The organism is Roseovarius indicus, from assembly GCF_008728195.1.
GTDB classification, from domain to species: domain Bacteria; phylum Pseudomonadota; class Alphaproteobacteria; order Rhodobacterales; family Rhodobacteraceae; genus Roseovarius; species Roseovarius indicus.
This window is the reverse complement of record NZ_CP031598.1, coordinates 1,083,501-1,105,653: the sequence shown is the minus strand read 5'-3', so window position 1 is coordinate 1,105,653 and position 22,153 is coordinate 1,083,501. Positions and strand designations below refer to the sequence as shown.

The 22,153-nt window shown below is 61.6% G+C and carries 21 protein-coding genes; 9 read left to right on the top strand and 12 right to left on the bottom strand.

Going from position 1 to position 22,153, the window contains the following annotated elements:
- Positions 1-11 precede the first annotated feature (11 nt).
- Both RIdsm_RS05195 and RIdsm_RS05190 read right to left on the bottom strand, forming a co-directional pair.
- A complete protein-coding gene (locus RIdsm_RS05195; RefSeq protein ID WP_057820094.1) occupies positions 12-2,705 on the bottom strand; it encodes a response regulator in 2,694 nt (897 codons plus the stop codon).
- Positions 2,702-3,580 (bottom strand): Tll0287-like domain-containing protein, encoded by an 879-nt coding sequence (locus RIdsm_RS05190; RefSeq protein WP_201455596.1) that lies wholly within the window; start codon positions 3,578-3,580, stop codon positions 2,702-2,704. The genes RIdsm_RS05195 and RIdsm_RS05190 overlap by 4 nt, the downstream gene beginning before the upstream one ends.
- A gap of 452 nt (positions 3,581-4,032) precedes the next feature.
- Between RIdsm_RS05190 and RIdsm_RS05185 the strand changes: the two genes are divergently transcribed.
- On the top strand, positions 4,033-4,368 hold the full coding sequence (locus RIdsm_RS05185) for a hypothetical protein (protein ID WP_057820096.1): 336 nt from the start codon (positions 4,033-4,035) through the stop codon (positions 4,366-4,368).
- Between the two features lie 350 nt (positions 4,369-4,718).
- Entirely contained in the window at positions 4,719-5,261 is a 543-nt protein-coding gene (locus RIdsm_RS05180; protein ID WP_057820098.1) for a hypothetical protein, read from the top strand.
- A gap of 93 nt (positions 5,262-5,354) precedes the next feature.
- Here RIdsm_RS05180 and RIdsm_RS05175 read toward each other — a convergent pair whose 3' ends face one another.
- From RIdsm_RS05175 to RIdsm_RS05150, 6 genes are all read right to left on the bottom strand, one after another.
- On the bottom strand, positions 5,355-6,428 hold the full coding sequence (locus tag RIdsm_RS05175) for a quaternary amine ABC transporter ATP-binding protein (RefSeq protein WP_057820100.1): 1,074 nt from the start codon (positions 6,426-6,428) through the stop codon (positions 5,355-5,357).
- Positions 6,429-6,431: 3 nt separating this feature from the next.
- Positions 6,432-7,466 carry an ABC transporter permease gene (locus RIdsm_RS05170; protein WP_057820102.1) on the bottom strand — a complete coding sequence of 345 codons (1,035 nt, stop codon included), beginning with the start codon at positions 7,464-7,466 and terminating at the stop codon, positions 6,432-6,434.
- A gap of 96 nt (positions 7,467-7,562) precedes the next feature.
- Positions 7,563-8,543, bottom strand: coding sequence for an ABC transporter substrate-binding protein (locus tag RIdsm_RS05165; RefSeq protein WP_057820104.1), 981 nt, complete (start codon positions 8,541-8,543; stop codon positions 7,563-7,565).
- Between the two features lie 309 nt (positions 8,544-8,852).
- The gene (locus RIdsm_RS05160; protein ID WP_057820107.1) at positions 8,853-10,289 is read right to left on the bottom strand and encodes an NAD-dependent succinate-semialdehyde dehydrogenase; all 1,437 of its coding nucleotides are present in this window, start codon (positions 10,287-10,289) and stop codon (positions 8,853-8,855) included.
- A 98-nt stretch (positions 10,290-10,387) separates the two neighbouring features.
- The gene (locus RIdsm_RS05155; RefSeq protein ID WP_057820109.1) at positions 10,388-11,353 is read right to left on the bottom strand and encodes a LysR family transcriptional regulator; all 966 of its coding nucleotides are present in this window, start codon (positions 11,351-11,353) and stop codon (positions 10,388-10,390) included.
- A 9-nt stretch (positions 11,354-11,362) separates the two neighbouring features.
- A complete protein-coding gene (locus RIdsm_RS05150; RefSeq protein WP_057820111.1) occupies positions 11,363-12,136 on the bottom strand; it encodes an aspartate dehydrogenase in 774 nt (257 codons plus the stop codon).
- A 177-nt stretch (positions 12,137-12,313) separates the two neighbouring features.
- On the opposite strand from RIdsm_RS05150, the gene RIdsm_RS05145 reads away from it, so the two are divergent.
- From RIdsm_RS05145 to RIdsm_RS05115, 7 genes are all read left to right on the top strand, one after another.
- The gene (locus RIdsm_RS05145) at positions 12,314-13,267 is read left to right on the top strand and encodes a dihydrodipicolinate synthase family protein (protein ID WP_057820113.1); all 954 of its coding nucleotides are present in this window, start codon (positions 12,314-12,316) and stop codon (positions 13,265-13,267) included.
- Between the two features lie 10 nt (positions 13,268-13,277).
- Positions 13,278-14,168, top strand: a complete 891-nt coding sequence (locus RIdsm_RS05140; RefSeq protein ID WP_057820115.1) for an EamA family transporter — start codon at positions 13,278-13,280, stop codon at positions 14,166-14,168.
- A gap of 119 nt (positions 14,169-14,287) precedes the next feature.
- On the top strand, positions 14,288-14,851 hold the full coding sequence (locus RIdsm_RS05135) for a 3-hydroxyanthranilate 3,4-dioxygenase (RefSeq protein WP_057820117.1): 564 nt from the start codon (positions 14,288-14,290) through the stop codon (positions 14,849-14,851).
- Between the two features lie 31 nt (positions 14,852-14,882).
- A complete protein-coding gene (locus RIdsm_RS05130; RefSeq protein WP_057820119.1) occupies positions 14,883-15,863 on the top strand; it encodes a TRAP transporter substrate-binding protein in 981 nt (326 codons plus the stop codon).
- 60 nt (positions 15,864-15,923) lie between these two features.
- On the top strand, positions 15,924-16,463 hold the full coding sequence (locus tag RIdsm_RS05125) for a TRAP transporter small permease (RefSeq protein ID WP_057820121.1): 540 nt from the start codon (positions 15,924-15,926) through the stop codon (positions 16,461-16,463).
- Positions 16,460-17,722 (top strand): TRAP transporter large permease, encoded by a 1,263-nt coding sequence (locus tag RIdsm_RS05120; RefSeq protein ID WP_057820124.1) that lies wholly within the window; start codon positions 16,460-16,462, stop codon positions 17,720-17,722. Before RIdsm_RS05125 ends, RIdsm_RS05120 begins: the two co-directional genes overlap by 4 nt.
- Before the next feature lie 180 nt (positions 17,723-17,902).
- Positions 17,903-18,298 (top strand): (R)-mandelonitrile lyase, encoded by a 396-nt coding sequence (locus RIdsm_RS05115; RefSeq protein ID WP_057820126.1) that lies wholly within the window; start codon positions 17,903-17,905, stop codon positions 18,296-18,298.
- 57 nt (positions 18,299-18,355) lie between these two features.
- Here RIdsm_RS05115 and RIdsm_RS05110 read toward each other — a convergent pair whose 3' ends face one another.
- The 4 genes from RIdsm_RS05110 to RIdsm_RS05095 all read right to left on the bottom strand — a co-directional run bounded on the left by RIdsm_RS05110 (position 18,356) and on the right by RIdsm_RS05095 (position 22,153).
- On the bottom strand, positions 18,356-19,975 hold the full coding sequence (locus RIdsm_RS05110) for a GMC family oxidoreductase (protein WP_057820128.1): 1,620 nt from the start codon (positions 19,973-19,975) through the stop codon (positions 18,356-18,358).
- A 19-nt stretch (positions 19,976-19,994) separates the two neighbouring features.
- Positions 19,995-20,363, bottom strand: coding sequence for a cupin domain-containing protein (locus RIdsm_RS05105; RefSeq protein WP_057820130.1), 369 nt, complete (start codon positions 20,361-20,363; stop codon positions 19,995-19,997).
- Positions 20,364-20,441: 78 nt separating this feature from the next.
- Positions 20,442-21,263, bottom strand: coding sequence for an ABC transporter permease (locus RIdsm_RS05100; protein ID WP_057820132.1), 822 nt, complete (start codon positions 21,261-21,263; stop codon positions 20,442-20,444).
- On the bottom strand, positions 21,263-22,153 hold the full coding sequence (locus tag RIdsm_RS05095; protein ID WP_057820134.1) for an ABC transporter permease: 891 nt from the start codon (positions 22,151-22,153) through the stop codon (positions 21,263-21,265). The genes RIdsm_RS05100 and RIdsm_RS05095 overlap by 1 nt, the downstream gene beginning before the upstream one ends.

Genomic DNA, 22,153 nt, shown 5'->3' with positions numbered 1-22,153 from the left:
TTCGTATCCCTTTAACGATCAAGGTGGCGGCTCAACGCGGCGACAAGGTCGCTGCGTCCAGTCTCGCCCTTGCGTATCACCTGTCCTGCGTTTGCCTTCAGCCAATCAAGTTCGGCCCGCGTCAGATCTTTCGACGTGGCCACGATCACCGGCAGATCCGCAAGATCTTGCCTCGTCCGGACGGTCTTCAGAACCTCGAAGCCATCCAGGTTCGGCATCATTATATCCAGAACCATAAGCGTCGGCTTGTGGTTGTCCAGCAGGGTTAGCGCGCGGCTCCCATCCGAGGCCTCGCGCACATACCAACCCTCTCGTGTGAGGATGCGGCGAAACAGGTTGCGCGTCGCGACATCGTCATCGACGATCAGCACATCCTTTTCGCGCCCGTCAGCGATGGCCTCAAGCGTCGAGACAAGCTGGTCGGGGTCAACCGGCTTGATCAGGTGCTCGACGGCCCCGAAGGCCAGGCCCATCTCGCGATCGGCCACGATGGTTGCAAGGATCACCGGCATTTCGCAAAGAACGGGGTCGGCCTTCATCTCTCGCAGCATCGACCATCCGTCACGCTCCGGCATGATGACATCAAGGATGACGGCGTCGGGGGCCTGCTCGCGAGCGATGCGCAACCCCGTTTTTGCATCGCTCGCCATCAGCACCTCGTACCCCTTTTCGCGCACAATCCGGGCGGCTGCCGCGCGCGCCTCTTCCTCGTCGTCGACGATCAAGACGCGTCCCAGCACCGATGTTCCTTCGACAGGCTCAAGCTCTTCAGGCGCGCCGCCATCGCTGAACCGGGCCGGTATCTCGAAAGAAAAGACAGAGCCGACACCGGTCTCGCTCTCGACGGTAATCTCGCCGCCCATCATCTGTGTGAACTGCTGCGCGATTGCCAACCCAAGACCGGTACCGCCGAAGTTTCGCGTCGTTGACTGATCGGCCTGCACGAAAGCCTGGAAAAGCTTCGCCTGCTGCTCGGGCGTCATGCCAATGCCCTCATCGCGAACGGCGAAGCGGAAGGTAGGCGCGCCATTCTTTTGGCCGCGCGCGGCGCTAAGCTCGATTTTCCCGTTCTTTGTGAATTTCGCGGCATTGGAAAGGAGGTTGAACAGGTTCTGCCGCAGCTTCGTCTTGTCGGTTTCGATCTCGTCGTCCCCAACCTCGAGGTCGAGAACAAGCGTGTTGTCGTTGCGCGCGATCAGCGGCGCGACGGTGTCCGCCACCTCTTCCAAGAGGGATTTCAGCTGGAAGGTTTCGACATACACCTCCATCTTGCCCGCCTCGATCTTCGAGAGATCGAGCACATCATTGATCAGCGAGAGCAGGTGACGACCCGACGACATGATCTTTTCTAGGTCTTCGATGGCGCTATCGAACCCCATGTCCTCGGCATCTTCGGAAAGCATCTCGCTGTAGCCGATGATCGCGTTCAGGGGCGTTCGTAGTTCGTGGCTCATGGAGGCAAGGAACTGGCTCTTGGCAGAGTTCGCGGCGACGGCCTTCTCGTTCGCCGTTTCGAGCTGGGCCTGTTTCTGCTTGAGGTCGGAGATATCGCTGTAGACGGCAACCGTACCCCCGTCGGGCGTTCGCCGTTTCGCCACCTGTATCCAGGCACCCCCCATCATCACCTCGCGCCGGCCGTCACCGGGAGTTCGGTGATGGTTCATGCGCTCGTTGATCCAGTCTTCCGGCGACAAGTCATGCGTCTCGACCGCGTCCCGTTCAAGCTGAAGCCTTAGGATATCCTCGAACCGTGCGCCTGGCGTCAGGATGTCGTCGACATGTCCGAAAATGCTGCGAAATCGCTCATTGAACAGCAACAGCCGATCATCGCTGTCGTAGAGCGCGAACCCGTCCGGGATCGTCTCGATCGCCGTCATGATCGTGTTGCGCTGAGCCCGGGCCTCATCTTCAAGGGCCCGACGCTTTTCCTGGCTGTCTTGCAGAGCACGCAGCGCCTGAGACATGCGCCCGAACTCGTCGCGACCTTCCGGCGGCAGTTGCACGTCTCTCTCGCCCCGGATCAGCCCCGAAATCGCATCCGTGATGCGATGCATTGGCCTCAGAATGGACCGCAGGGCGCGCCAGGTAAGGAACACACCGGCAATGCATATGACGATGCAGGCGATGATCGAGCGCTTAAGCGCCGCATCGGCGGCTGCCCGGGCTTCCTTGCTCGTCCTGTCGGCCCGAGCGGAGAGGTCACCGACCAGCTGCTCAAGGGTTTCATCGACAGTGTCGCTGGCGGCACGAGCCTGCGAGAGAAGCGTATTGCCCAACACCCGGTTCCCGTCCGTGTAGGCATCTGCCGCCCGCAAAGCCGTGGCATAGTAGGTTTCTGTCTGGGTGCCTATGGTCTCGGCCGCCTCCGGGGCGAAACCTCTGATCCGCTCAAGACTTTCATCGAGCCGGTCGAGCGCCTCGTTTGCACGTCGTTCAGACAGGGTAAGCTGGCTGACAGAGAGGTCGGTCATCCAGTAGCGCATCTCGCTGAACTCTCGGTCGGCCTCTCCGGCGATGGCGAGCCGGTGGAAGCCCTCGTTTGACTCCGCAATACGCTCCTGACTGCGGATCAACTCCCATGCGATGACGCCGGTGCTCAGGATCAGTGCTGCCAGCAGTACGGCGGACAGTGCGCCGATGCGCAAAGGGATCGTGTTCTCAAAGATCCAGCCCCCGCGCGCAGGGGCCTCCGTGTCACGGCTCATTTATACAAGGTGATGCTGATGGCGCCGGCCAGGTCACCGACGCTGCCACCCTCTTTCGGGAACCCCGTCACATCGGTTTCCCCTTTTGGTGAGCCGTGGCAGGCAAGGCATGACTCGGAATAATATTCCGGGATCAGCATCCGGAACGCCGGTTTTCCGTCAACTGCCGTTTCTTCAAAAAAGGCCTCGCCAACGGGCCAGTCTGCGGCCTGGAATTTGGTCACGATGACCTCGTTTTCCCACTCGTCCGGCCGCGCCTTCCGATTGCGCACCAATTCCTTGGGGGCCGTTACCTTTATTGATGCCCGGTCTGCCATTTCTTCTCCGAACTTCTCGTTCGCAAGTCGTGCGAAGACGGCCGGAATGAAACCCTTGAACGCCAACCCGTCGGCATTAATGATCTCCTGACTTTCGTCGACAACCTCGACCATCGCATTGATCTGGGTTTCGGTCATGCTTCGGCTTTCCGGGTCGAGGCCCTCGTCAAGCGGGTGTTCACCGTTCTTTTTCAGGTAGGCTTCGATCGCGGCACTGAAGAATACCTCGCCTGTAAACCCCTTGTCGCCGATGCTGGCGTCGTTGATCAGCTCCTGATTGTTGGAGATCACGCCGCGGCCGGCCCGGAGCACGGAAGCGAGCCTATTGCCGGTTTCTATGTCCACCGCCTCGTCCGCGGACGCGAAGTTCCGGTCGGCTGCGATGAATGTGCAGAACAGCATGGATGCCGTGATGACTGTGTGCCGCAATTCACTTGTCCCTGTAATAAATTCGGGTATTGCGCCGAGTTTATCACAAATCGTCCGAACACAGCGCCAAATTAAGGCTGCCCGTGCGAAAAGGATGCCGGCGCGGCATCCGGACTGATCCGTTGCCAATCCACTGCTCCAGGCTTGATCCGTCGAGCCCCAAAAGTGTCAGAAAACCCCACGCCGGACCGCGCGCATGAGGCCTTGGACCGTTAAACCGCGGAGCGGTCCGACGCCCGGCTCATCACACCGTGCTATTTATCTCAATCCGGAACACCCACTTCTGTCAGGCCGGGCACGACGCCAGTGCGCACGATATCGATGTGACTTAAATTCAGACGCTTCGCCCAAAAACCGGTAAACGCGCGCCGTCCTGGAGAGCAAAAGCACTGATATCGGATTGAAACCAAGCGGGGGCCCGCCACTGCAAAGGGCCTTCTGTTGACAGAATTTGGGTTCAAGCTCACTATCAGTTGAGCAGAGCAGACTTGATCTCGGCGGGAAGAGGCTTCATTCCGCCGGGGAAGCAGATTGGGAAGACCATGATCAATTCAAGAGCAGGCCGAAAAGGAGTGTAAGTCGTGGAACCCTCGGAACTGTCTCACGTTGCGATGCTGCGCGTGCTGATCACGACTATGGAAAACGACCTCGGACTGGACAAGCTTTCCGGGGACGAACGCAATCTGATCTATACCATGTCTGCCCTGTCATCCGACGGGCACGAGAACCTGCGGACCGAAGACATGAAAAAGCATCCGCTGTGCCAGAACCTCAGCCATCCGACCTTTTATCGGGCGCTTCGCACCCTGCTCGACAAGGGTTACGTGTCGCGGGCGGGCTCTCGTAAGACGGGAACTTACAGCCTGCATATCTCCAAGCTCGGACCGATGGGCAACGAGACACAATCCCGAGCCTGATCGAATGATTGGCCTGCGAGACCGATTTTTCACGTAGGCCAACCTCCCCAAATTTTATCTATTTGACACTCAATGGTGAGCTCGCTGTTTCCCCGGGCGGTTCGCAATTCCGATTCCACCCACGACCCTGATCGCGAAGCTTTTCTTAAATATAAGTTAACGAAAGGTTTTTTACCGCCTGAAATTTGGTCAAGTTGTCTCTCCGTCATCATTGACAACTATCTTCAATCATATTGATAATATCTGGAAGAGAGAGGAAACGAGACGATCCGGCGGAGGGGCACGGCCATCAATTTTTCGGTTATCCCGCAGAATACGAAGCCGCATCGCCAATTTAAGAATGGACTTGTTTGTTAAAGGAAACCGCATTCGCGAGCGCCACCTATATTGCGCTCTATGCCTTCTGGCACTTGGTTCACGGATCACCCAGCATCGATGAGCTGCGAACCGGCGCCGGGGCATTCCTGTGCCCCTTTCTGCCGCATGGGGTAAAGCTCATCTCAGCCTGGCTCCTCCGGTGGCGCTCGATTCCGGCTCTTCTTCCAGCAGCTCTGCTCCATGCCGGGTACCTGCAGCTTCACTTCGGGTTGACTTTGGGTCAGACTTTGGCCTTCGCCATCGTCTCTGCGACGACAGCCTATCTGGCATTCGAAACGTTTCGTGCGACCCGCCTCGACCTCTACGCTGGCTCTGACATGACAATCCATTGGCGCCGGCTGATGCTTGTCGGAGGGCTGGCCTCTGTCTACAACAGCTTCGGCATAGTTGTGATCGGCGATTTTGCTTTCGACCTTCCGAACGAAACCGGGCTTTTGCTCAATCTCGTGCTGGCCGACCTGATCGGCCTCATGGTGGTCTTGCTGGGCGTTTGGGCGGTTCTCAAGCGGATTTGACCTGTCAGGCCGCATATGCGACGGCTCTGACAGTTCATAAGGATATGGGCTCTTCCACTCACGTTTGAGCAGCGGAGCGCCTGGCCGAAGGGATCACGCGGCATTCGCGCGAATACCGTCATCCGAAGCCTCGATGGGCACCAGAGCCTTAAACAGATCGGTCATCTTCAGAACGCCGACCTGATTGCCGTCGCGGGTCACGATATAGGTCAGGTCGGTCTCGCCCTTGGCCCTTGCGATCAGTGACTCGAGCGTGGCCTCGTGGTCGACCTCGCCCGCAGGATCAGCGGGAGCTTCGGTGGTTTCCTCCATCACCGAACGGGCGCGCAGCACCCGGGCGCGGTTGATGTCGGAAATGAAGTCGACGATGTAGGGATCGTTCGGCTTCATCAGGATTTCTTGCGGCTCGCCCTGCTGGACGACAAAGCCGTCCTTGAGGATCACGAGGTGGTCGGCCAGTTTCAGCGCTTCGTCGAGGTCGTGGGAAATGAAGACCACGGTCTTGTGCAGCTCTTCCTGAAGTTCGAGCAGCAGGTCCTGCATGTCGGTCCGGATCAACGGGTCGAGGGCCGAGAAGGCCTCGTCCATCAGCATGACGGGCGCGTTGGAGCAGAGCGCGCGGGCGATCCCCACGCGTTGCTGCATGCCGCCGGAAAGCTGATGGGGAAACTGGTCTTCGACCCCCTGTAAGCCGACCCGTTCGAGCCACTTGCGGGCCTCTGATTCATAGTCCTCTTTCGACTCGCCCCGCACGTCGAGCGCCATGCCGGCGTTTTCCAGAACGGTGCGATGCGGCAGCAGCGCGAAGTTCTGGAACACCATCGACATCTCCTCGCGCCGGACACGGCGCAGGTCTTCCTGGCTAAGGTCGACGATGTTGGTGCCGTCGAGTTCGACCGTGCCGGCCGTAGGCTCGATCAGGCGGTTGAGGTGGCGGATTAGCGTGGACTTGCCCGAACCGGACAAGCCCATCATCACCGTGATCTCGCCCTCTTTGACGTCGACATTGATGTCGTTGAGCCCGAGCACGTGATTGTGGTGTTCCAACAGATCATTCTTGCTGGTGCCATCCTTGACCGCGGGCAGAACGCTTTCAGGCTCTTCGCCGAAAATCTTGTAGAGGTCGCGGATGGCGATCTTGGTCTTCTTCTCACGATCAGAGGTCATGTCTCAGCCTTTCTGTGCGGCGTTGATACGGTTGAGGGCGGCCTTTGTGACACGGTCGAGGATCACCGCGAGGATCACGATACCGAGGCCAGATACGAGGCCGACACCCAGCTCGAGGTTGTTGATCCCGCGCAGCACCAGAACACCCAGGCCGGGGGCCGAGACCAACGAGGCGATGACGACCATCGCGAGGCTCATCATGATGGTCTGGTTGACGCCTGCCATGATGTTGGGCAGCGCCAGCGGTACCTGTACGCCGAAGAGTTTTTGCCGGTCCGTCATGCCGAACGCGTCTGCGGCCTCGATCACGGTGTCGTCCACCATGCGGATCCCGAGGTCGGTCAAGCGGATCACCGGTACGATCGCATAGAGAATGATGGCGATGCCGTAGAGTTTCGGCTCGGTGACCGAGAACAGGAAGATGAGCGGAATGAGGTAGACGAAGGGCGGCAGCGTCTGCAGCATGTCCAGAACCGGGATCGTTGCCGTGCGCATCTTGTCGGAGCGTGACATGGCGATGCCTATTGGCACCCCAAGCAACACACAAAGGAACGCGCAGACCATGATGATCGCCAGCGTCTGCATCGCATAATCATAGTAGTCGATGAAGGCGAGTCCGCCGATGCTGAGCCCGACAAAGGTCAGAAGCTGCCACGAGCGTGACACCAGCCAGACGACGAGCAGGATGATCGGAATGACGATCCACCACGGCGTGTTGAGAACGCCGTAAAGCGCACCGTCCAGCATCCATGACAGCGGCTGAGTGATCGGGTCGAGCACGACACTCATCGAGTCCTTCACGTTGAGGAACCCGTTTTCGAGTCCGAGGGTAAGTTCGCGTGACTGGGGGAAGGACGGGCAGGCCTCGTTCAGGGCGTCCATTGAGGGGAACGGCAAGTCCCAGATCGAGGTCGAGGCTTCCTCGCCCGAGCTTTTCGCAACCAGCGCGTCCATGGACATTGGCGCCGAGCCGTCACCACTGGCCTCGCACCAATCCTGCAGGCCCAGGGCATCAAATACAAAATCGTAAGTAGCCATCGTAGTATATCTCCTCTGCGCCGTCGCACCAGAGGGTGGCGGACGCACAAAAAAGCAGGGCTGACTCAGAGTCAGCCCTGCCTTGACGAAACGGGTTTAGCTGTCTTGCAGAACCGATTTCAGGTTCTCGCGAGCGCTGTCATCCAGCCAATTGCTCCATTGGTCCTGGAAGTTGGTCAGGTAATAGACAGCCGCTTCTTCAGCCGACGCGTTGTTCTCGTCCTTCCACGCGAGGACCTTCGACATGTTGTCCGTCTTGAAGGTCATGTTCTCCATCAGGGCGAACACTTGCGGGTTCTCTTCCTGAAAGCTCGCTGTGGTCGCGGTGACGATCGGCGCTGCGGGGAAATCCGAAACGCCCGGATTGTCGGTATCCGCATTCTGGTTCCGTGCGTGCACGTCATCCTTGACTTCGCCGAGGTCGACCTTGGTCATGTCGTATTTGCCAAGCGGCACTGTCGGGCCCCAGTAGTAGCCGAACCATGGCTCTTCCTCGAGCACGGCGTCGGCCATCGACGTGGCAAGAACCTGACCCGAACCGGAGTTGAAGACTTCGATGCCATTGCCTTCGAGGTCAAGCGCCTCTGCAAGGTTGTCGCTGACCACGCGGCAGCCCCAGCCTTCGGGGCAGTTGTGGAAGCGGGCATCGACCAGCTCGGGGTTCTCGAGAATGCCCTCGATGGTCTTCAACTCGGGGTGTTCCTCGGCGAGATAGGTCGGAATCCACCAGCCTTCGACACCGCCCGGATCCAGCACGTCGCCGGCTTCGACGACCTTGCCTGCGTCGCGCAGTTCGTCATAGGTGTCGCCGGTCGAGTTCAGCCACAGCTCGGTCACGATATCCGGCTCGCCGTTCTCGGCAACCGAGGTCACGGCAGGGATCGTATCCGAGGACACGACACTGACGTCGCAGCCATAGCCCTGTTCCATGATGAACGAGGCAACGCTCGTGACCACCTGAGCCGAGGCCCAATTCATTTCAGTAATCGAAACTTCTCCGCACTCGTCGGATTGTGCATGTGCGGCGACAGGCGCTGCCAACACACCGGCGGCGAGTATAGTGGATAGTTTCTTCATGATCCTTCCTTTCCGATTCCCACAGCGCTCACGGTTGCCCGTGACGGCGGGAAAAGCCTTTAGACATTGATTTTCCGTGTGGAAGACCGCCGGTTTGGCGGGACCTTCCAAAGCGCCACATTTCTTGCGGCCGATCGGCCGGATGACGCCGTTATCGCTGGGCCGAACCCATTGGTGCGATACTTGGCAAATCTAAGTTTTGGTTTCAACCCCTCGGGACGAAAGCTTGGCTATTGCGTTGGAAAGAAAAAAGGATTCCGTTGTTTCCACTCGTTGCCCGAGCCTGCATTTGCAGCCGTTCATTCCGGGTCAAGCGATTTCTGAGGAGTACCAGACATTCCGCTTCGTCAGGTAGCTTTCGAGGCCTTCCGTGCCGCCCTCGCGACCGTAGCCGCTCGATTTCACGCCGCCAAACGGAGTTTCAGGCAGCGAAGCCTCGAGCGTGTTGATAGAGAAGTTGCCCACTTCGACACCGTCAATCATCCGGTCGATATAGTCGGCACGGTTCGTAAAGGCATAGCCGGCGAGACCGTAGGGCACAGAGTTTGCCTTGGCGATGGCTTCGTCGAGATCCCGAACCGGGTTGAGCACGGCGATGGGGCCGAAGGGCTCCGTCTGCATGATCTGTGCCGTGTCCGGGACGTTGGCCAGAACGGTGGGTTCGAAGAAGTATCCCTTGTTGCCGCGCCGGGCGCCGCCGGTTCGCAGCTCCGCGCCCTTGGCAACGGCGTCCTCGACGAGGTCGGTGAGTACGGGCACGCGGCGGTCGTTGGCGGTGGGGCCCATTTCGACACCGTCGTCGATACCGTTGCCGACGACGGTCGCCGCGGCGCGTTCGGTGAACGTGTCGGCGAAGCTGTCGTAGATGCTTTCATGCACGAAGAAGCGGGTCGGCGAGGTGCAGACCTGGCCCGCGTTGCGCATCTTGCGGACCGCGCCGCTGAGGGCTGCCCGTTTCACGTCGGTGTCCTCGCAGACGATCACCGGGGCGTGGCCGCCGAGTTCCATCAGGACGGGTGTGTCGCTTTGGGCCGCGAGCGCCGTCAGTTGCCGGCCGACGATGGTCGAACCCGTCAGGGCGACGAGGCGAACGGAGGGTTGGGGGATGAGGTATTCCGAGATTTCGGAAGGGGTTCCGAAGACGAGGTTCAGCACGCCCTTCGGCAGGCCCGCCTCCTCGAAGGCGCGGACGATGTGGATGGCGCCGGCGGGGGTTTCCTCGGCGGCCTTGAGGATGATGGCGCAGCCTGAGGCCAGCGCGCCGGCGATCTTGCGGGCGGGCTGGCTCATCGGGAAGTTCCAGGGGGAGAAGGCCGCGACCACGCCGATCGGGTGATGATGCACGGCGATCTTGGTGCCCGGGGCCGAGGGGATCACACGGCCATAGACGCGCATCGCCTCGGCCGCGTCCCACTCGAAGAACTCGGCGCCGCGGATGACCTCGAGCCGGGCCTGCTTAAGCGGCTTGCCGTGCTCGGCGGTAATTGATTGGGCGATCTCCTCCTGCCGGGCGCGCATGATCGCCGCCGCTTTCAGGATGATGTCGGATCGGGTGCGCGGCGGGGTCTTGCGCCAGATCTCGAAGCCGTCCTGGGCCGCGCCCAAGGCGTCTTCGAGGTCGGAGACACGCGCATGGGGGAGACGGCCAAGCTCCTCTTCCGTGGCCGGGTTCAGAACCGGGAGATCCTCGGGCGTCTTGCGCCATTCACCGCCGATGAAGAGTTTCAGTTCGGGATAGGTGCTCATTCGGACCTCGTCTTTGCGTGTGGCTTGCGCAAAGTGTCCCGCGAGCGGGGCATTACTACAATCGAATTGAACAAATATTGGTATCAGAAAGATGGATATCAGGACACTGGATTGATCCCGCCCACGCCCGGCGCTGCGGCGTGCAGGGCGTCGAGGAAGGCACTGCCGGCGGGCGAGAGGCTTTGCTTGCCGCGGTAGGACACGCCCACCGGACCGGCGCCAAAAGGGGCCGCCCAGTCGATCTCGGCCAGCAGCCCGTTCTGGATATCGAGCGCGGCCACATGGGCGGGCATGATGCCGATGAGGTCGTGGGTTCGCAGCAGGGAACGGTTCGCGAGGTAGGAGACGGATTCGATCGCCGTTGGGGGGACGTATTGGCCCTGTCGGATGAAGAACTGATCGGTCTGGCGGCGCAGGGTGGTCTCGACCGGGGGGAGGATCCAGCCATAGGGTTTCAGCTCGTCGAAGGTGACGTTGGCCCTTTGGGCCAAGGCGTGCTGAGTGCCGGTGACGGCGAGGACGCGTTCGTCGAAGAACTTCTCTTGCGTGATGTTCTCGCGGTGGCGGTGGCTCGGAAGGCGGCCCACGACCATGTCGATCTCACCCGACAGGAGGGCGGGCATCAGCACCTCGTGCGTACCCTCGACGATCTTGATGGCGACTTTCGGTCGGTCCTTCAGCAGCCGTTCGATGGCCAGCGGCAGAAGCGAGGGGGAGGCCGCGAGCAGCGTGCCGACCACGACGCGGCCGGCGTTGCCCTCGTTCAGGTCATCAAGCTCCTGCGCGGCGTTCGAGACCTGGCCGAAGATCAGCTTGCCGTGGCGGATGAGCGTTTCGCCGAAGACGGTGGGCACGACGCCGCGATTGGTGCGGTCGAAGAGCTTGACCTCGAAGTCGTATTCGAGGTCCTGGATCATCTTGGTGGCTGCCGGCTGGGAAATGTTGAGGTCCTGCGCGGCGTTCTGGATGCTGCCATGCTGGCCGACCGCCACCAGAAGGCGCAGCTGCCGCAACTTGAGCCGCGTGAGGGCGCGTTCGACGATGCGGGTGTGGCGTGTGGCCATGGGGTATCCTCAGGTGGTGATCGGGGCGAGCTGCCGTTCGATGGCGGCGACAGCGCTCATGGCGGCAAGGGCGGAACTGCGCGGGTTGTCGGGAAGGGCGTGGCCCTCGATGCGGAAGTGGAACTGGCCGAAGGCGCCGGTGGCGTGGATCTCGTGGATGTTGGCGATGACATCCGGGTCGGCGATCAGCCTGACCTGCGTGGCATCGAACCCCGCGCCGGCCAGGGCGACCGCGGCGGCGACATTGGCGTTTTTCGGGTAGGTCGTCGCGGCATCGCGGGCGGTGCCGTCGAAATGGGTGGCGGCGGCGGTGAGCGTGTCGAGGTCGAGCCGGTCTTCGGCGGGAGAGCCTTTCCAGCCGCGCGGGGGTTTGCGGCCAGTGTAGGTGACCTCCTCCAGCCCGCCGACCTTGGCGGCGCGGAGGGCATCGAGCGCGCCGATGGCGCCGCTGGCGAGGTGAAGCTGTGCGTTGCCGCGGCGGGCGGCGTCGGTGAGGGTGAATTCGAGCTCCGGGTCGGCCAGTGCGCCGAGCGAGACGGTAACGAGGTCGATGCCCCGCTCGAGGATCGCCGGCCCGTGCTGAACCAGCGCCGCGTGACCGGCGCAATCGACCATCAGGGATATGTCGTCGGGCATGTCGGCCACCGACCTGACGCGCGATAGGCCGTCCGACGTGCCGCCGCCCGAGCGGGTGAGGATGGCGTGGGGGCCGAGCCCCCTGACCTGCAGACTGTCCGCGACGTAGCGCCCGATGGCGCCCTCTCCGATAATGCCGATTTTCATGGAGGCCTCCTAATGCGGCGCGAAGGTATCGGAAAGTGGCGGGGCTTTGGTATCAAAATATTGGATACCCAGTTTCTGTCAATGTGGTTGGTTTTACGGGGCAACGTCGCCTTAGTGCAGCCCAAGACCGGCGCCCATCTGCGCGCCATGCCCCCTCTTCGCAACGGAGCCAGGCCGATGAAATACCAGAAGACCGAAGCCAAAGCCCACGCCCGCGAAACGATGCGAGGCATCTGGGCGGCGGCGCTGAACCCTTTCGACGACACGCTGGCGCTGAACGAGGACGGCCTGCGCCGCAACATCCGGCACTGGATCGACGATCTCGAGATCCAGGGACTGTTCATCGCCGGCAAGCAGGGCGAGTTCTGGTCGATGTCGATCGAAGAGCGCAAGCGGAACATGACCATCGCCGTCGAGGAATGTGGCGAGACGGCCGGGACGATCATGTCGATCTCGGATCAGAACGTCGACACGGTGCTGGACCTTGGATATCACGCGCAGGAATGCGGGGCGGATTACGTGGTCGTCCACGCGCCTATGCTGAGCTTCTGCCATGACCGGGACGAGGTTTTGTACAACTATTACAAGTACCTGTGCGACCGGCTGGATATCGGCATCGCGATGTGGAGCCACCCGGACAGCGGCTACCTGATGGAGCCCGAGACCTGTGCCCGCATTGCCGAACTGCCCAACATCATGGCGATCAAGTACTCGGTGCCGCGCGAAATGTATGCGCGGCTGACCAGGCTGGTGGGCGACAAGATCCTCGTGTCGACCTCGGCCGAGGCGGACTGGCTCGACAATATCGAGGAGCTGGGCTGGCAATTGTACCTGTGTTCCTCGCCGCCCTACCAGCTTCAGACGAAGAACGACCGGCGGATGCATGAATACACCCGGCTGGCCTTTGCCGGCAAATTCGCCGAGGCCCGCCGGGTGCGCGACAGCCTCGACCCGGTGCGCAAGGCGATTGCCGAAACGAAGCCGGGCGGCAAGCCGACGGCGCACGGCAAGTATTGGCAGGAATTGCTGGGTCAGGTCGGCGGGCGGGTGCGTCACCCGATGCTGGAACTGACGGAGGCCGAGAAGGCCACCACCTGCGCGGCGTTCGAGGATTGCGGGCTGCAGCTTTGAGCGTGGCCGCATGATCGGCGAAACGTTGGCCGTGTGCGCGGCGCTGGCCTATGGGCTGGCGGGCGTGCTGATCGTGCGCGGCAAGGCCACGGCACGGGGCGACAACGGCGCGTTCCTGTCGGTCGTGATGACGGCGGTGATGTCGGGCCTGTTGTGGCTCGGTTGGGGAACGGTGGCGGTTGGCGATGTCGTGACGGCCGAGGGCCTTCGGGCGGTGGGTATCTTCGCGCTGGCCGGTGTGTTGGCGAACGTTTTCGGGCGGCAGTCGATGTACCGCGCGACCGAGATGATCGGGGCAGTGCGCGCCGGGCTGCTGCGGCGGCTGACGCCGCTTTTCGTGGTCCCCTGCGCCTTCGTGATCCTTGGGGACATTCCCGATCCGGTGACGCTTCTGGGCGGGGGGATCGTGCTGACGGGGGTGCTGATCTACATGCGGATGCCGAAGAGGATGGCGCCGTCGGCACCCGGGGCGGGGCTCGGGCTGGCGCTTGGGGTTCTCTCGGCGGTGGCCTATGCGCTGGCCTATACGTTCCGGGGTCTGGGCCTCGACATCGCGCCGGACGCGGCGCTCGGCACGTGTATCGGGGCGCTCGTTGGCGGGGTCTGGATTCTCGTGCGCGCGGTCGGTGGCAAGGGCGTGCGTCACGGTTGGCGCCACATCACCGCCGACCGCAGCCCGCATCACCTTCAGGCGGCGCTGGCGCTGACCGCCGGGCAGTTGCTTCAGTTCTTTGCCCTCAAACACGCGACGGTGCTGTCGGTTTCGGTGCTGGGCACGCTGGAGGTGCTGTTTTCGGCGCTGTTCGTCTGGCTCATCACGCGAAGCGAACCCATTGCAATCACTCGGCTTCTTGTCGCGTCGGTGATGGCGATGGCGGGTACGGCGCTGCTGGTTCTGTAAGCAATTGGATATCATGAATACGGATACCTACTTTCCCAGAAATAAATATTTGTTTGTTTCCTTTTCTCCTACGCTTTGACGGAAAGAAACCGCGCGAAACCTGACAGCGGGAGACACCGATGAGCGAACATCCGACCCTCAAGCCGTTCAATTTCAAGAAATGGACGGAAGAAAACGCCGACAAGCTGCGCCCGCCGGTCGGCAACCAGCTTTTGCACAAGGAAGGCGACATGATCGTCATGGTCGTCGGCGGACCCAACACCCGCGTCGATTTCCATGACGACCCGGTCGAGGAATGGTTCTTTCAGCAGAAGGGCGACATGATGCTGAAGATCGCCGATGGCGGGAAGATCTACGACGTGCCGGTGCGTGAAGGCGAAGTGTTCCTGCTGCCGCCGCATGTGCGCCACGCGCCGCAGCGCCCGCAGGAGGGCTCGATCGGCATCGTCGTCGAGGCGCCCCGCCAGCCGGGGATGAAGGAAGGTTTCGAATGGTACTGCTTCAACTGCGAAGCCCTCGTGCATCGCGAAGAGGTGGCGCTTGACGGGGCCGAGGGCATCGTGACCGCGCTGCCCAAGATCTACGAGAAATTCCACACCAGTACCGAGGCCCGCACCTGCCCGAGCTGTGGCGAACTTCACCCCGGCAAGGGCAAGCCGCCCGAGGGCTGGGTTCAACTCTGACCAGATGAAAAACAGAACAGGGAGTTCACCAATGAACACGATGATCAAGGCATTCTCCGGGGCCGCGCTTGCGCTGACGGTCGCCGTGCCCTCCTTTGCCGAGGAATTCCGTCTTGGCCTCATCACGCCGCCGCCGCATATCTGGACCAAGGCCGCCGAGACGTTCGGCGCGGAACTGGCCGAGGCGAGCGACGGCGAACACAGCGTCACCGTCTTCCCGGCGCGCCAGCTTGGCAACGAGGCGCAGATGCTGCAGCAGTTGCAGACCGGCGCGTTGGACATGGCCTTCATGACCGTCGCCGAGGTGTCGAACCGGGCGCCCGATTTCGGCGCGCTTTACGCGCCGTTCCTGGCCGATGACGTGGCCCATGCCGGCCGCATCCTGCGCAGCGACACCGCCAAGGGAATGCTGGAACAGCTGCCCGCGAAGACCGGCGTCGTCGGCACCGGTTATGGCATGGCCGGCCTGCGCCAGATCGTCAGTCGCGGCGAAGTCGAAACGGCCGACGACCTCTCCGGCCTGAAACTGCGGATCACGCCGTTCGATCCGATCCTCGACTTCTACAACGCGCTCGGCGCGGCCCCGACGCCGATGCCCCTGCCCGACGTCTATGACGCGCTGGCCAACGGGCAGGTCGACGCCATCGACATGGATGCCGAGCTGATCTGGAAACTGAAGTACTACGAGCATGCCGACGTGGTCGTGCAATCGGACCACATGATGTTCCCGATGGTCGGCCTGGTATCCGCCAAGGTCTGGTCGCAACTCTCGGAAGAGGACCGCGCCATGATCGGCGAGCTGATGGCCAAGCATGTCGACAGCACCATCGACACCTATATCGAGATGGAGCAGGGCTGGCTCGACCAGGTGCGCGAGACGGGCACCAATTATGTCGAGGTCGATGAAGACTTCTTCGGCGACGCGGTCGAGGAATGGAACACGATCTGGTCGGAGAAATCCTCGGTTCTGGAAGAGCTCCGCGAGGTTTCCAAGTCTACTGCAGAGCAGTAAGGTTACCGAGTGGCCGGGGGCGTCATGACGGCGCCCCCGGCTTTTCTTTGGAGGGTCTGCATGATCGGGCGTATTTCGGCAGTATGGGCGCGGTTGGAACTGACGCTGGCCGCCTTCCTGGCTGTCTCGATCACGCTGCTCATTCTGCTCAACGTCGTGACGCGCAGCATGGGCGCCGCCCTTTACTGGGTCGATGAGCTGGCCATCTACGCGATGGCGTGGATGACGTTTCTGGGCGCATCCGCAGCCTTGCACCACGGTCAGACCGTTGTTGTCACCGCCCTGACAGATCCACTCCCGCCCGCCATGGCCAAGATCGCGGCCAAACTGGTCGATGTGATCGTCCTCGCCTTCGCCTTGTTCATGCTGTGGTTCTGCTGGCGCTGGTACGCGCCGCTGGAACTGGCCAAGTTCGGCTTTGACATCGAAGCGTTCCAGGGTGCGACGTTCAATTTCATTTACGCCGAGCCGACCACAACGCTCGGCATCCCGAAATTCTGGATCTGGATGGTCATGTGGATCTTCGCGCTCGGCGCCACGCTCCACGGCATTGCCAACCTGATTGGCCAAGGCCAAAAACCGCAAGAGAAGATCGCATGACGCCGCTCATCTTTGCCTTCAAGCTGTTGCTGGGCGTGCCAGTCGCGCTGGTTCTGGCGCTGACGGCGATCTGGTACATCTGGGAAAGCGGCAACGCGGTTCTGTTCGACAGCTTCGCACAGAAGATGTTCTCGGGGCTGGAAAATTACGGGCTGCTGGCCATTCCCCTCTTCATGTTGACGGGCGAGATGATGAACGAGGGCGGCATGACCCGGCGGCTTATCAATGCCGCGCGTGTCTTTGTCGGCGGGTTCAGGGGCGGGCTGGCCTATATCAACCTCGTTGCCAACATGTTCATGGCCGCGATCATTGGCTCGGCCACTGCGCAGATCGCCGTCATGGCCCGGGCCATGACGCCCGAGATGGAGGCCGAAGGCTACGACAAGGGTTTTGCCGCCGCCACGACGGCTGCGGGTGGCCTGCTTGCGCCGGTGATCCCACCCTCAATGATGTTCGTGATCTACGGGGTTCTGGCACAGATACCGATCGGCGACATGTTCCTGGCTGGTATCCTGCCGGGGCTGTTGCTGGCCGCATCCTTTGCGGCCGTCATTTTTGCCATCGGGATGGTCTCGGGCTTTCCGAAAGGCGAATGGTTCACCAAGAGCGAGGCCCTCTCCGCCCTCTTCTACTGCCTGCCCGCCGCGCTTATCCCCATCGCGATCATCGGGGGAATTCTTCTCGGCATCGCCACCCCGACCGAGAGCGCCGCCATCGCGTCTCTCATCGCGTTCCTGATTGGTTGGCTCATCTATGGCGAGTTGAAACCCCAGGCGCTTTTCGAGATGTTCCGCCGCACCGCCGTGAACGCCTCGATGATCATCTTCATGATCGCTGCCGCCAACGTGTTCGGCTGGGTCATCATTTATGAAGCGCTGCCGCAGAAACTGGCCGCGCTGATCACGTCAGTCACCAGTGATCCGTTCCTGTTCCTACTGATCGTCAATCTGATCCTGCTCTTCGTCGGCATGTTGATCGACGGCATCGCGGCGGTGATCCTGATCTCGCCGATCCTGCTGCCCATCGCCATGAACGACTATGACATCAGCCCTTACCAGTTCGGTGTCGTGATGTGTCTCAACCTCGTCTTGGGGCTGCTGACACCGCCGGTGGGCGTGGGGCTCTACATTACTTCATCGATGAGCGGCGTGAAGCCGGGGCGCATCCTGAAGTCACTTTGGCCGTTCCTGCTGGCAGTTGCGATCATCCTGGTCATCCTCAGCCGGTTCCCATGGCTCACGACTGTTCTGACGGGATAGAACAGCACAATTCATGACCCCGGCTCATAACCGCTAGTATTGTGCGCCACCTTTCTATGCAGGGTGGCAACGCCTAAGTGAAGAGACAGAGAGCGGTGGGCGGCATGCCTGCCAGGCCGACTGCCCCAATCTCAGGTAAGAGTGAAGAAACTGCGCCCAGCGCGCAGGGAAAGGAGCCCCATGAAGATCACCCGTTCAGGTGCCAACCCGTCGACCCCGGGACCGGAGGAATATTTCACAGGCACGGTCCGGATCGACCCGCTTCTGGCAGCAGAGGAGCCCGGCCGTGTTCGCGGCGCGCATGTCACGTTCGAACCCGGCGCACGCACCGCCTGGCACACGCACCCGGCTGGCCAGACCCTGATCGTCACCTTCGGGCGCGGTCTCGTCCAGCGCGAGGGAGGCCCGATCGAAGAAATATCGCAGGGTGATGTCGTTTGGTTCCCGGCAGACGAAAAGCATTGGCATGGCGCTGCGCCCGAAACAGCCATGAGCCACATTGCCCTTCAGGAAAGCATCGACGGGTCAACCGTCACGTGGATGGAGAAAGTCACCGACGATGAATACGGCGGCTGAAGCGCCCTGCCCCGCCGCCCGGTGAAACGGGTGCGGGGCATCCTTCCGTGATGTATGTTAGCTGGCCTGATCCTTGAGGATCAGGTCGGCGGCCTTTTCCCCCAGCATGACGACAGGGGCGTTGGTGTTGCCGGAGGTGAGCGTCGGGAAGACCGAGGCATCGGCCACCCGCAGGCCATCGATCCCGTAGACGCGCAGGCGCTGGTCGACCACGTCGGTCGATCTGTCCGGTCCCATCCGACAGGTGCTGACCGGATGAAATACGGTGCCGGCGCGGTTCCGAATGTCGGCAACCAATTCCTCGTCGGTCTGAACCTGTGGCCCAGGAGCGATTTCCGCCTCGATCAGCTTCGAGAATGCCGGCGTTTCGGCAAATCGGCGCATCAGTTTCGACCCCTCCAGCATGTCCTGCATGTCGATATCGGTGGACAGGTAGTTGGGGTGGATCATCGGGGCGGCGAACGGGTCGGCCGACCGCAGGGCGATATGGCCACGGCTTGTCGGTCGGGTCGGCTGGGCGCCGAGCAGGAAGCCCGGGAAGGCATCCGGATTCATCAACGGGCGTTTGCCCGGCGGGGCCTTTGTATAGCTGACCGGCGAGAAGAAGAGCTGCATGTTGGGCTTGTTCAGCCCCGGCCGGGTACGGACGAAGCCGCCCGCCTGGTTCACACCGAGGGAGAGCGGTCCGCGGCGGGTCAGCACGTAACGCATGCCATGCCAGAGCTTGCCGTACCACGGGCGAAGTTGTTGGTTGAGCGTGGGGACTCGCGATCGGAAAAGGTAGTCGATGCCGAGATGGTCCTGCAGGTGCTGGCCAACGCCGGGGCTGTCCTGCACAACCTCGATACCGTGCTCGCGCAACGCCGCGCCGGGACCGATACCGGAGAGCTGAAGCAGTTGTGGCGAATTGACCGCGCCGGCGGAGACGATGATCTCGCGCCGGGCGCGGGCCTCTTTCATCGTGCCGCGCTGGCTGTAAGCGATGCCGGTGGCGCGGGTGCCGTCGAAGAGAAGCTTCGTGGCATGGGCATGGGTTTCGACCCGAAGATTGGGCCGGCTGCGGGCGGGGCGAATATAGGCGCGGGCCGTCGACATGCGCATTCCGTCGCGGGCGGTGTTCTGGTAGGTGCCGACCCCTTCCTGCCTCTCGCCGTTGAAATCCGGGTTATGAGGGAATTGCAATTCCTGCCCCGCCTGGATGAAATCTGCACAAAGGGGATGTAGGTCGCGGTCCATCGTGCAGACATGCAGAGGGCCATCGCCGCCGCGCCAGTCGTCTGCACCGCGGTCGTTGGTTTCTGCCTTTCGGAAATAGGGCAGGACATCTTCCCAGCCCCAGCCGGTATTGCCCATCTCGCGCCATTCGTCGAAATCCTCGGGCTGGCCGCGGACATAGACCATGGCGTTGATCGAGCTCGACCCGCCCATCACCTTGCCGCGCGGCCAGTAGGAGACGCGCCCGGCAATGCCCGGGTCGGGTTCGGTCTGGTACATCCAGTTGACGCTCTTCTTGTAGAACGTCTTGCCGTAGCCGATTGGCATCCAGATCCAGAAGTTGAGGTCGCTCCCGCCCGCTTCGAGCAGGAGAACGCTGTATTTCCCGCTTTCGCTCAACCGATTGGCCAGCACGCAACCGGCCGAGCCGGCGCCGACGACGATAAAATCATAGTCCGCCATGTCAGATCTTGTCCCGGTCTCAGGCGTCCGGCGATGCGCTGATTACGAACAGCTTGCGCATGTGTTCATGAATGACCCATTTGCCCGTCCAGCCCTGAGGCAGCACCAGCAGGTCGCCCGGGCCAACATCGCGGGTCTCGCCCTCGCCGTCCGGACCGCTGACCGTCGCCCGGCCCGAGATGATGTGGCAATACTCGCCCGCCGCTGTACGGTCGGCAGTGAAATGGCCTGGGGTACACTCCCAGACGCCGATCTTGGTGCGGCCGTCTTCCGAGGTCCAGAGCAGGCTGGAGGCCTCTTCCTGCCCTTCGGTCAGGGTGGTGGGTTTGGCGGCAAAATCGCCGACCGGCTGGCCGGCGAGATTCTCAAAGGTCTTCAGGTCGATCATCCGGTCCTCCGGTTATCTGGGATTCGAAACGGGCAGGGACACGGTGACCGCCCCCGCCCGATGTTTGGTCATTTGCGTTTAAGGCTTCTTCTGCTGGCCGAACACCTGCGCCAGTACCATCATCACGGTGGTGACGAAAATCATCAGTGTCGAGATCGCCGCGATGGTCGGGTCAATCTGGTCGCGCAGGGCATTGAACATGTTGCGGGTGAGCGTCGGGTTGTCGCCGCCGGAGATGAACATCGCCACGACCACCTCGTCGAAGGAGGTGAGGAAAGCCAAGAGCGCGCTTGTCACGACGGCAAAGCGGATCTGCGGCAGGGTGACGGTGAAGAAGGCTATCCAGCGTGGGGCGCCAAGGCTTCGGGCGGCCTGTTCCTGGCTCATGTCGTAGCCCTTGAGCGCCGAGCCGGTGACGATGACCACCAGCGGAAGCGCAAGCACGGTATGCGCCATCACAAGGCCGGTGACGGTATAGAGAATGTTGAGTTGCACATAGGCGTAAAAGGCGCCGATGGCGACCAGAACGAGCGGCACCATCATCGGCGTGATCATCATCACGAAGGCCATGCGCACGAAGGGCACGTTCGACGTATGCAACCCGTAGGCCGCCGCCACACCCACCGGCGTGGCCACCAGCATGGTCAGGATTGCCGTCTGGATCGAGGTTCGGGCCGCCTGCATCCACTCCTCCGACCCGAAGAAATTGTCGTACCAGCGCGACGACCATTCCTGCGGCGGAAATTCGAGATACTGGCTGTCGGAAAAGGACATCGGGATGACGATAAGCGTCGGCGTCACCAGAAGGATCATGGTGATGACCGCGAAAACGTAGAGCCAGATGCGTTGGCCATGGGTGACCTGCGTTTCCGTCGCGGGGGATTTGAACCAACTGGCCATCAGTGACCTCCCGACGTGATCTGTTCGAGCTTGAGGAAACGCGAGGCAACCCACAGGATCGCGAGCGTCATCACCAGAAGAACCACGCCCATGGCACTGGCCGCCCCCCAGTTCACGAAAAGCTCGATGTTTGAGACGATCTTCATCGAAACCATGATGACCTTGCCGCCGCCCAGCACAGCCGGGGTCACGAAGAAACCAAGGCAAAGGATGAACACCATGAGCGAGCCTGCAAACAGCCCCGGCGTGGTCAATGGAAAGAACACCGTCCAGAACGCAGTGCGCGGGCTTGCTCCGAGGTTCGATGCGGCTTTCAGGTAATCACGGTCGATCGCCTTCATCGCACCATAGACCGGCAGGATCAGGAAAGGCAGCATGATATGCACCATGCCGATCAGCGTGCCCGTCATGTTATGCACGATCTTGAGCGGCTCTTCCCACAAGCCCAGCGATATGGCCCACTGGTTCACCAGACCCTGTTTCTGAAGCAGCACGAGCCAAGCATAGGTGCGTACGAGCAAAGAGGTCCAGAACGGCAGGAGCACCGTGATCAGGCAAAGGTTGGCCAGCCGGTTGGGCAGTTGCGACATGAAATAGGCCAGCGGATAGCCGATCAGGATACAGAGGCCGGTGGTCAGCACGCTGACCTGGAAAGTGGTGATGAAGATCCGGACGTAAGACTTGCGACGGATCATCCGCTCGTAGTTCTCGAGCGAGAATTCACCATTGGCGCCGATGAACGACACGTAGAAAAGCCAGCCCACGGGGATGACAAGGATGACGAGGATCAGCAGCATCGCCGGCGAGCTGAGCCCGAAGAGGCGGAGCCGTTCAAGCCGGCCGTCGGTGCGCAGGCCAGATTCGTTGGGGCGGAGGGCAGCGGTTGACAT

Excerpts from the sequence above, each read along its gene's own strand:
- RIdsm_RS05140 (WP_057820115.1), top strand. The coding sequence starts at position 13,278 with ATGATCGGCGAAACGTTGGCCGTGTGCGCGGCGCTGGCCTATGGGCTG.
- RIdsm_RS05125 (WP_057820121.1), top strand. The coding sequence starts at position 15,924 with ATGATCGGGCGTATTTCGGCAGTATGGGCGCGGTTGGAACTGACGCTG.
- RIdsm_RS05095 (WP_057820134.1), bottom strand. The coding sequence starts at position 22,153 with ATGTCAACCGCTGCCCTCCGCCCCAACGAATCTGGCCTGCGCACCGAC.
- RIdsm_RS05130 (WP_057820119.1), top strand. The coding sequence starts at position 14,883 with ATGAACACGATGATCAAGGCATTCTCCGGGGCCGCGCTTGCGCTGACG.
- RIdsm_RS05115 (WP_057820126.1), top strand. The coding sequence starts at position 17,903 with ATGAAGATCACCCGTTCAGGTGCCAACCCGTCGACCCCGGGACCGGAG.
- RIdsm_RS05170 (WP_057820102.1), bottom strand. The coding sequence starts at position 7,466 with ATGGCTACTTACGATTTTGTATTTGATGCCCTGGGCCTGCAGGATTGG.
- RIdsm_RS05160 (WP_057820107.1), bottom strand. The coding sequence starts at position 10,289 with ATGAGCACCTATCCCGAACTGAAACTCTTCATCGGCGGTGAATGGCGC.
- RIdsm_RS05150 (WP_057820111.1), bottom strand. The coding sequence starts at position 12,136 with ATGAAAATCGGCATTATCGGAGAGGGCGCCATCGGGCGCTACGTCGCG.
- RIdsm_RS05195 (WP_057820094.1), bottom strand. The coding sequence starts at position 2,705 with ATGAGCCGTGACACGGAGGCCCCTGCGCGCGGGGGCTGGATCTTTGAG.
- RIdsm_RS05145 (WP_057820113.1), top strand. The coding sequence starts at position 12,314 with ATGAAATACCAGAAGACCGAAGCCAAAGCCCACGCCCGCGAAACGATG.
- RIdsm_RS05155 (WP_057820109.1), bottom strand. The coding sequence starts at position 11,353 with ATGGCCACACGCCACACCCGCATCGTCGAACGCGCCCTCACGCGGCTC.
- RIdsm_RS05120 (WP_057820124.1), top strand. The coding sequence starts at position 16,460 with ATGACGCCGCTCATCTTTGCCTTCAAGCTGTTGCTGGGCGTGCCAGTC.
- RIdsm_RS05165 (WP_057820104.1), bottom strand. The coding sequence starts at position 8,543 with ATGAAGAAACTATCCACTATACTCGCCGCCGGTGTGTTGGCAGCGCCT.
- RIdsm_RS05100 (WP_057820132.1), bottom strand. The coding sequence starts at position 21,263 with ATGGCCAGTTGGTTCAAATCCCCCGCGACGGAAACGCAGGTCACCCAT.
- RIdsm_RS05105 (WP_057820130.1), bottom strand. The coding sequence starts at position 20,363 with ATGATCGACCTGAAGACCTTTGAGAATCTCGCCGGCCAGCCGGTCGGC.
- RIdsm_RS05135 (WP_057820117.1), top strand. The coding sequence starts at position 14,288 with ATGAGCGAACATCCGACCCTCAAGCCGTTCAATTTCAAGAAATGGACG.
- RIdsm_RS05175 (WP_057820100.1), bottom strand. The coding sequence starts at position 6,428 with ATGACCTCTGATCGTGAGAAGAAGACCAAGATCGCCATCCGCGACCTC.
- RIdsm_RS05110 (WP_057820128.1), bottom strand. The coding sequence starts at position 19,975 with ATGGCGGACTATGATTTTATCGTCGTCGGCGCCGGCTCGGCCGGTTGC.